We start from the raw sequence: 7,914 nt of genomic DNA, 5'->3' as shown, positions 1-7,914 counted from the left end.
TATTGCAAAAAATCACAACGACATCAGGACACAAAATTTCCGTAAAGCGCCGCAGCTTTAATCGTTTGGTATTGCCTAAAGTATAACATAGACAAACCCGCTTGACAACAGGCTTTGCCGGACACATTCTGCCAATGTTTACGCATTTCGGACATATTCGAGAAAAATTCGTCCTTTACGGCTCATACCGCCGAACGCCTCCACGCGCGCACGGCCGACGCCGCGCACAGTCAGACGGTCGCCTTCCGTAATCTGGTGCTCCGGCTTCATGCAGGGTGTGTTGTTGACGAACACCAGTCCCTTCTCGATCCGCGCCTGTGCGTCCTTGCGCGGCAGACCAAAAATCAGAGCGGCTACGCTGTCCAGTCTGGGCGACGCCACCGAACCGGTCCCCCGTTTTTCCTCGACTGCCGCATGCTTCAGGTCGCTGAGATCCTCGCGCGTCAGCGAAAGCTGCTTGCGGCCCGCTTTGGCGAAGTGCATGAGGATGAACTCCGCCATGTCCTCGAGCACGATGATGTCTGCGCCTTCCTCGTGCACGAGAATGTCACCGACCACCGAACGGTCGATCTGCAGTCCCATCAGCGAACCGAGATAGTCGCGGTGCGTGAGCGTGTCCTCCCTGCGCTTGTGGGCGCGCAGCAGCGCCAGCGGCGCGGACATCTTTGCGCTCTCGGCATCCATGTAATCCGGATAAAACAGATAGATCCCGCGTTCCGCGTCCTCATAGCCGCCCCAGAACAGCGCATGACCGGTCGCTCCGGCAAGGCGCACCGCATCCGTGCACAGCGCCCGCTGCTTGAGGTCGAGGAACTTGGTATGGGTCAGATAACCGCGCTGCTCACACGTCTGCTCCTTGTCGAGCAGTCCTGCCAGCAGCAGCTTATCGTCGCCGCTGTGTGCAAGCGCGGTCAGGATCTCTTGCTTGGTCTTCAAGGTATTTTCCTCCATTGCGGCATAGATTTTCCGTTATGCCGCCTATTGTTTTGCATGATAGTATTGTACTATCTTCTTTTTTCGTTTACAATAGAGATTAGCATTTTAATGATGGAGATGATCGAATTGACCGTGAAGGACGCCGTTTTGCAGGCACTCGAACAGGCACGAGGCACCCGCCTTTCCGGCGGACGGCTCGCCGAGCAGCTTGGCGTATCCCGTGCGGCGGTGCACAAGGCGATCGCCGCACTGCGCGAGAGCGGCCTTGCCATTGACGCCGTGACCGGAGAAGGCTATCGCCTGGCCTCGGATGACGACAGCCTGACCGCCGCAGGCATTGACGCACTGCTCGATACCGCGGTCATCGGACGCGAAATCCTGGTCGAGCCGTCGCTTACCTCGTCCAACACGACGATGAAGGAGCAGTATCTCGGCCGCAGGCACGGCTTCACGCTGTTTGCCGAGGAGCAGACCGGCGGACGCGGACGGCTCGGCCGCACATTCGTCTCCCCTGCCGACACCGGCGTGTACATGACCATTCTGCTGCATCCGACACTGCCGCTGTCGCACCTATCGTTCGTCACCATTTCGGCGGCGATCGCGGTCGTGCGCGCCATTGAGCAGACCGCAGGCTTCACGCCGCAGATCAAATGGGTGAACGACGTGCTGATGAACGGACGCAAGCTGTGCGGCATCCTCACGGAAGCGACCATCGAGGGCGAAACCGGCACAGTAAGCTCGCTTGTGGTCGGCATCGGCATCAATCTGCATCCCAATCCGGCGTGGCCCGAGGAGGTACAGGCGGTCGCGGGTGCCATCAGCGACTTCGGCAAGCCGCCCCGCAGAGCCGAACTGGCCGCCGCTGTCCTCAACCACTTCGAGGATGTGTACATGCTGCTCGAGCAGGGCAAGGAACCCGAGCTGCTCGAGCAGTACCGCGAACGGCTGTGCTGCATTAACCGTCCGGTAACGGTCAGCAGTCCGGCAGGCCGCTACGAAGCCGAGTGCGTCGGACTGGACGAGAATGCACATCTGCTGGTGAAAACCGCAGACGGACAGGTGAATGCCCTGTCCTCGGGCGAGATCAGCATTCGACTGTAAACCGCATTTTTATACATTATATATAAGGAGATATTTCTATGTTTCAAACCGCTGCAGGCGTGACCGTTCCGTTCCCCGAAAAGCTGTCCGAGCAGTACGAGCTGGACGGCAACACCATCACCGCAAACCTCAGCTTCGAGAAGCTGAGCGACTTTGTGCATTCGTTCTACGCCGAGCTGGACGAGCCGCTGTTCCTCGCCATCCATCCGGATGCGGAAAGCGATGAGGTCTGGTATCTGGACGGCATGACGAAAAAGCAGCTGACCATGATTTTAGACGGCTACGGCGAGCTGCTGTATCAGGACGGTCTTTCGGCATTCGCCATTGGCTCTCTGACCACCGAGGAGGAGCTTTTCGTACAGAAGTACAAGGTTCTGTCCATTTACAGCGAGACTGCAAAGCGTTTCGTTCCCCTGCTGAAAAAATACGGCATGGAGCCGACCGGACATCTTGTCACCGCATGGGATACGTTCTCCGAAGAAAAGCCCGGCGCCGCAGAGCGCCTCGAGATCGCCGGTCAGACCGTGCCGGATATGATTAAAGAGCTGTGCAAGATCGGCATGTATAAAGGTTAATGATAGGGCTTATATGAAAAAAGACACCGAAAAAAATCGGTGTCTTTTCTTATCCATCTTACATTTAGATTTCCATGATGATCGGCAGAACCATCGGACTGCGCTTGGTCTTCTTGAACAGGTAATCACTTACATCGCCCTTGATGGCAGATTTCAGGCTGTTCCAGTCACGCAGGTTCTCTACCGAGCAGCGGTCGAGCGCCATCTGCGAAATGGTACGCAGCTCCTCCATGAGAGCCTCGGCTTCCTTGACGTAAACGAAGCCGCGCGATACGATATCCGGACCCGCAATAACGACGCCGGTCGTTGCGTCCACGGTTACTACGATAACCAGCAGACCGTCCTCGGACAGATGCTTGCGGTCACGCAGAACGGCAGTGCCGACATCACCGATGCCCAGACCGTCTACCAGCAGACGACCGGCCGGCACGGGATTGCCCAGACGAGCCGAATTTTCGCTGATCTCGATCGGACGGCCGATCTCACTGACGAGAATGTTCTTCGGGTTGACACCCATCTCGCGTGCCAGACCGGCATGCTGCACGAGCATGCGGTACTCGCCGTGTACGGGAATGAAATACTTCGGCTTGCACAGACCGAGCATCAGCTTAAGATCCTCCTGGCAGGCATGGCCGGAAACATGGATGGCTGCCGAACGGTCGTAAATGACCTCAGCGCCCTGCTTGTACAGCTCATTGACCATGTTGTTGATCGACTTCTCGTTGCCCGGGATAGCGGATGCTGCGATCAGGATACGGTCGCCGGAGTTGACCTCCACCTGCTTGTGGCTGCCGTACGCCATACGGTACAGCGCGGACATGGTCTCACCCTGAGAGCCGGTGGATACGATGATCAGCTGGCTGCGCGCGTAGCGCTTGATCTCAGAAATATCGATCATGACCTTGCCGGAATCCTTCAGATAACCCAGCTCCATCGAAACCTTGGAGATCTTCTCCATGCTTCGGCCGCAGACGGCTACCTTGCGTCCTGCCTTGGCGGCAATGTCGAGAATCTGCTGCAGACGCGATACATTGGACGCGAACGTTGCAATGATGATGCGCTGGTCGCTCTCCATGATAAATTTCTCAAGCGATTTGCCGACGATTTTCTCACTCGGCGTGTAGCCCGGACGCTCGACGTTGGTCGAGTCGCTCATCAGCGCAAGCAGTCCCTTCTTACCCAGCTCACCGATGCGGACAAGGTCGATCATCTCACCGGAAACCGGCGTCAGGTCGATCTTGAAGTCGCCCGTGTGCAGGATGGTGCCCAGCGGCGTGGTGATCGCCAGCGCAACCGAATCCGCAATGGAGTGGTTGGTGTGGATAAACTCGATTTTGAAGCAGCCGAGCTTAACCGTATCACCGGCGCGCACGCGATTCATCTTGACCTTCTGGGGCATCTTATGCTCGGACAGCTTGGTCTCGATGATGCCGCAGGTCAGTCGGGTCGCGTAAATCGGTGCATTGCACTCACGCAGAACATACGGAATAGCGCCGATATGGTCCTCATGTCCGTGGGTGATCACATAGCCGCGCAGCTTGTTCAGGTTGCGCTTGAGGTACGTTGTATCCGGAATGACCAGGTCAACACCCAGCATGTCGTCATCCGGAAAGGCAACGCCGCAGTCGATAACTACGATGTCATTGCCGTACTCGATCACCGTCATGTTCTTACCGATCTCGTTCAGGCCGCCGAGCGGTATGATCTTCAGTTTTTCCTTCATAATAGTATTATCACTTTCCTTTATCTGATTGTTGTTTATTATATGTACGCGGATGTCGTTTCCGCTTTTCTGAAAAGGCAGACCATGCGATCCCGTCTGTCTTTATCCACATGTGAAGGATGCGGTCCGTTTTCGCTGTAAATGGCACAGCGCATTCCCACACGGACTGCAAACACTTATTTTTAATATACCACAGCTCAGCAGAATTGTAAAGAGTCAGTCACCAAAGCACTCTGCACGTCTTCGTCGAAACAGCCAATCTACCTATATACTATTTATGCACAGTGTCCCGCTGTTTTACCCATTCTGCGTGTCCTGCATAATGCCCGGTCAAACCGGGCAGACTTCCCTTTCGGTCCCTGCAGTTTGTAACAAAGCCGCCGATGTGCGTTTTACACGGCTAACCGTAAAAAACCGTATTTTCGCCCAATTTTGCCATACAGATTAACGAAATCCAGCGATAAACTCTGTGAAATGTGCACAAAATTCTATGAAACCGTTTGACAAATCGGAGAGGATGCAGTATGATTGGTTACAGTTCGGAAACAGAACGTAAACAAAACAGTAACAACCCAGAAAACAACATCGGTTTTTCCGGTGGCGCGGGAAGTGTTCCCGCTGCGTTTTCACCTGACTTTTAGGAGCGTAACACAAATGTCTATTTCTCTGCGTAAGCATGCTGCCATGTTCCTCGCGGCAACCTTCACGGTAGGCTCGATGGCAACCTTCGGCGCTGCTGCACTGGATCAGCCGACTGCGGTACTCTCTTCCACTCTGAACCATTCTGTCGGCACGGTGCTCACCTCTGCCGAAATCTCCAACGCACAGCAGGCTATGGCGAAGGCAAAGGCTTCCGCACTCAAGGCACAGGAGGAAGCTGCTAAGAAGGCTAAGGCTGAGGCTGCCAAAAAGGCCGCTGAAGAAACAGCTAAGAAGGAAGCCGAGATCAAGGCCGCTGCAACCAAGACCGCTTACAACCAGCTGGTCGCAAGTGCAGCCACTGCCCGTCCGGTAGCTTACTCCACAACGTATCTGGCAAGCGATGCCATCAAGGCAAATGCCACTGCGCTTGGCAATTATAAACTGACCTTCTACGATCCGTGCGTTGAATGCAACGGCAACAATCTGGCACTGACTGCTACCGGCACCACCCTGACCGAAGGCCGCACGATCGCAGTTGATCCGTCCGTCATTCCGCTCGGCAGCCGCGTATTCATCGAGGGCTACGGCGTGTTCATCGCTGAGGACACCGGCGGAGCGATCAAGGGCAACAAGATCGACATTGCAGTAAGCACCCACGAGCGTGCAAACGAGCTTGGCGTGCAGTACGCAAACGTATATCTGCTCAAGTAAATTTTTGAAGAGCTGTGCGAAAGCACGGCTCTTTTTTTCTGCCTGTTTGAGCGGTTTTACGGTTGCAGACATGGATGGCATCGGTTTTTGTTTTGTATTTCGCGTCAGAATCGCGTGTGATGGATTTTTGCTGGATCGGTTCAAAACTATACGACAAATTAACAAAGTCGATTGTGCCGCATTTGAGCGGCTTTTCATTATCATTCCAGAAATTAGGGTTTTCGCTTGCGAAGCGAGAGAATCCTGCCTCCCCGGCAGGGGCACAAGAAGAAGAGAACCAAGGTTCCCTCCTTCCTATTCAGCACAGCGAAAATCAGAGAACGGTGAATTGCCCGAAGGACAAGAGAGAGTCCTCCAGAGGATACCTGTGCCGTGCAACTCGTTGGTCTGGCGGCACAAGGGAGACCAACGGCCTCCCCTGCGATTACACATCTGCAAATGGTAAAAAAACAGCCGCAGACACCCTGCGGCTGTTTTGATTCAATTACGCGCTCTCGCGCTCCTCCTGCACCTTGGCGATGCCATGCTGGATCGGTTTCCACTCGACCTTGCCGACCAGAGCGGCGATCGAGATCGGAACATAGGTGAGCATGAAGAACGGGAAGGTAAAGGTATACAGCACCTTTTTCCACGCCGGACCTGCGATGCGCTTCCACTCGGCGATCATCGTCACCGCGCCGAAGGCAAACAGGCTGAACGTAATGCCGCGCACGGTCAGCATCAGAATACGGCCGAGCATGCGCATAACGCGGTATGTAATGTATGCCGGCTGTGCGAAGCTGGTCACGCACAGGAGTACGGCCAGCAGCAGCGAGCCGATGGTAACAAGGTTGCACGGTGCAACCGTCATCAGCATATCATAGCAGGACATGCCCGCCTTGCCGCCGCGCGTACAGCCGCGCAGCAGTGCGCCGGTATACTTTGCGTCCACCTGATAGAAGCCCTTGCTCCAGCGCAGACGCTGATCCCACGACTGGCGGAAATGCTCCGGCTGCTCATCGTAGATGATGGCATTGCCGCAGTAGCCGATCTTACGGCCGCGAACCGCACTGGCGATGGAGAACTCGATATCCTCGGTCAGCAGATGATAATTCCAGCCGCCTTCCTCGCGGAGCACATCAGCCGAAATCAGAAAACCGGTGCCGGAAACCGCACAGTTGACGCCCAGACGGGTTCTCGGGCGGTTCAGGAAGCGCGACTCACGCAGGAACCACAGTGCATAGCCTGCGGAGATCCAGTTCGCGCAGAAGTTCTGCGAATTGCGGTAGCTGGTCAGTGCGGAATACTCGCCGGTATCGTACATCTTGTTCATCTCACGGACGAACTGCGGATCTACGATGTTGTCCGCATCGAATACGAAAAACGCATCGTACGCATCCTCACTCTGCTCCTCGAAAATACGCTTGAACAGATAGTCCAGCGCGTAACCCTTGCCGACCTGCACCTTATTAAATCGCTCGTACACGATCGCACCGGCGCTGCGCGCTACCTCAGCGGTATTGTCCGTGCAGTTATCTGCAACAACAATGACATCAAGCAGCTCTGACGGATAATCCTGCTCCTTCAAGGTGCGGATCAATCTGCCGATAACGGCGGACTCATTGCGTGCTGAAATGATCGCCGCGTAACGGTGCAGCTCTGCATTTTCCACGCCGCCGCGCTGCTTGCCCCACAAGCCAACCAGAAGGTAAAAGATCTGGTACGCATACGCCGCAGTAAAGAAAATGAACAGCACCCACTGCATGCTCTCCAAAAACCGAAGCATAAAAATTCCTCGTTTCTTCTCCTGATGTATTTTCTCTATACTTTAGATATTGTGGCGGTTGTTTCAACCCTTGTTCTATAATAGCACTATTAACGCATTATGCAACACATTTTTAACCGGATTTCACAAAATTTTTAATTTTTCACTGTTCGCACAAAATTTTTGTGCTTTCATGCGTTTTTTCATGCCACTTTGCCCTGTCTTTTCGTGGAAAACAGTAAACCGGGAGATGCATTCGTTCCGCACCGCTGACGCTCTTTCACTTTTCCCTGCTGTTTGCTTGGATAAATCCGGGTTTTCTCTATAACATCATCAATTTCGTATACATTTTACAAAGGAAGGGAGGGCATTTTTCCTCGCTGCTCTCCCCTGCATATACAGCAAAACGGCTGCCGCATTGCGACAGCCGCCGGTATTTGATTATTAAGGCAACACCGCACAATTAAAGCTGCGGCGCTTTG

Annotated in this window: 7 protein-coding genes; 4 read left to right on the top strand and 3 right to left on the bottom strand. The window is 54.5% G+C overall.

Features of this window, described 5'->3' with window-relative positions; genetic code table 11:
* Positions 1 to 138 precede the first annotated feature (138 nt).
* Positions 139 to 936, bottom strand: a complete 798-nt coding sequence (locus PGY33_RS12495; RefSeq protein ID WP_158575199.1) for a YlmH family RNA-binding protein — start codon at positions 934 to 936, stop codon at positions 139 to 141.
* 108 nt (positions 937 to 1,044) lie between these two features.
* Between PGY33_RS12495 and PGY33_RS12490 the strand changes: the two genes are divergently transcribed.
* Complete coding sequence (locus PGY33_RS12490; RefSeq protein ID WP_158575201.1) at positions 1,045 to 2,037, top strand: biotin--[acetyl-CoA-carboxylase] ligase; 993 nt, start codon at positions 1,045 to 1,047, stop codon at positions 2,035 to 2,037.
* Positions 2,038 to 2,075: 38 nt separating this feature from the next.
* A complete protein-coding gene (locus PGY33_RS12485; protein ID WP_116704867.1) occupies positions 2,076 to 2,612 on the top strand; it encodes a hypothetical protein in 537 nt (178 codons plus the stop codon).
* 64 nt (positions 2,613 to 2,676) lie between these two features.
* Here PGY33_RS12485 and PGY33_RS12480 read toward each other — a convergent pair whose 3' ends face one another.
* Positions 2,677 to 4,335: a ribonuclease J gene (locus PGY33_RS12480; protein WP_270478888.1), complete on the bottom strand. Its 1,659-nt coding sequence runs from the start codon at positions 4,333 to 4,335 to the stop codon at positions 2,677 to 2,679.
* Positions 4,336 to 4,989: 654 nt separating this feature from the next.
* Between PGY33_RS12480 and PGY33_RS12475 the strand changes: the two genes are divergently transcribed.
* Both PGY33_RS12475 and PGY33_RS12470 read left to right on the top strand, forming a co-directional pair.
* Positions 4,990 to 5,688, top strand: a complete 699-nt coding sequence (locus tag PGY33_RS12475) for a 3D domain-containing protein (RefSeq protein ID WP_270478886.1) — start codon at positions 4,990 to 4,992, stop codon at positions 5,686 to 5,688.
* 74 nt (positions 5,689 to 5,762) lie between these two features.
* A complete protein-coding gene (locus tag PGY33_RS12470) occupies positions 5,763 to 6,167 on the top strand; it encodes a hypothetical protein (protein ID WP_270478884.1) in 405 nt (134 codons plus the stop codon).
* A 5-nt stretch (positions 6,168 to 6,172) separates the two neighbouring features.
* On the opposite strand, the gene PGY33_RS12465 is transcribed toward PGY33_RS12470, so the two are convergent.
* Positions 6,173 to 7,453 carry a glycosyltransferase family 2 protein gene (locus PGY33_RS12465; RefSeq protein ID WP_330673845.1) on the bottom strand — a complete coding sequence of 427 codons (1,281 nt, stop codon included), beginning with the start codon at positions 7,451 to 7,453 and terminating at the stop codon, positions 6,173 to 6,175.
* Positions 7,454 to 7,914 lie beyond the last annotated feature (461 nt).

This window comes from Butyricicoccus sp. AF18-9LB, assembly GCF_027684505.1.
GTDB lineage: Bacteria > Bacillota > Clostridia > Oscillospirales > Butyricicoccaceae > Agathobaculum > Agathobaculum butyriciproducens.
The sequence above is the reverse complement of the archived record's forward strand: the minus strand, read 5'-3'. Positions and strand labels throughout refer to the sequence as shown.

What these genes read in the sequence shown, in the direction of transcription:
- PGY33_RS12490 (WP_158575201.1), top strand. Translation starts at nt 1,045, where the DNA reads ATGATGGAGATGATCGAATTGACCGTGAAGGACGCCGTTTTGCAGGCA.
- PGY33_RS12485 (WP_116704867.1), top strand. Translation starts at nt 2,076, where the DNA reads ATGTTTCAAACCGCTGCAGGCGTGACCGTTCCGTTCCCCGAAAAGCTG.
- PGY33_RS12480 (WP_270478888.1), bottom strand. Translation starts at nt 4,335, where the DNA reads ATGAAGGAAAAACTGAAGATCATACCGCTCGGCGGCCTGAACGAGATC.
- PGY33_RS12475 (WP_270478886.1), top strand. Translation starts at nt 4,990, where the DNA reads ATGTCTATTTCTCTGCGTAAGCATGCTGCCATGTTCCTCGCGGCAACC.
- PGY33_RS12470 (WP_270478884.1), top strand. Translation starts at nt 5,763, where the DNA reads ATGGCATCGGTTTTTGTTTTGTATTTCGCGTCAGAATCGCGTGTGATG.
- PGY33_RS12465 (WP_330673845.1), bottom strand. Translation starts at nt 7,453, where the DNA reads ATGCTTCGGTTTTTGGAGAGCATGCAGTGGGTGCTGTTCATTTTCTTT.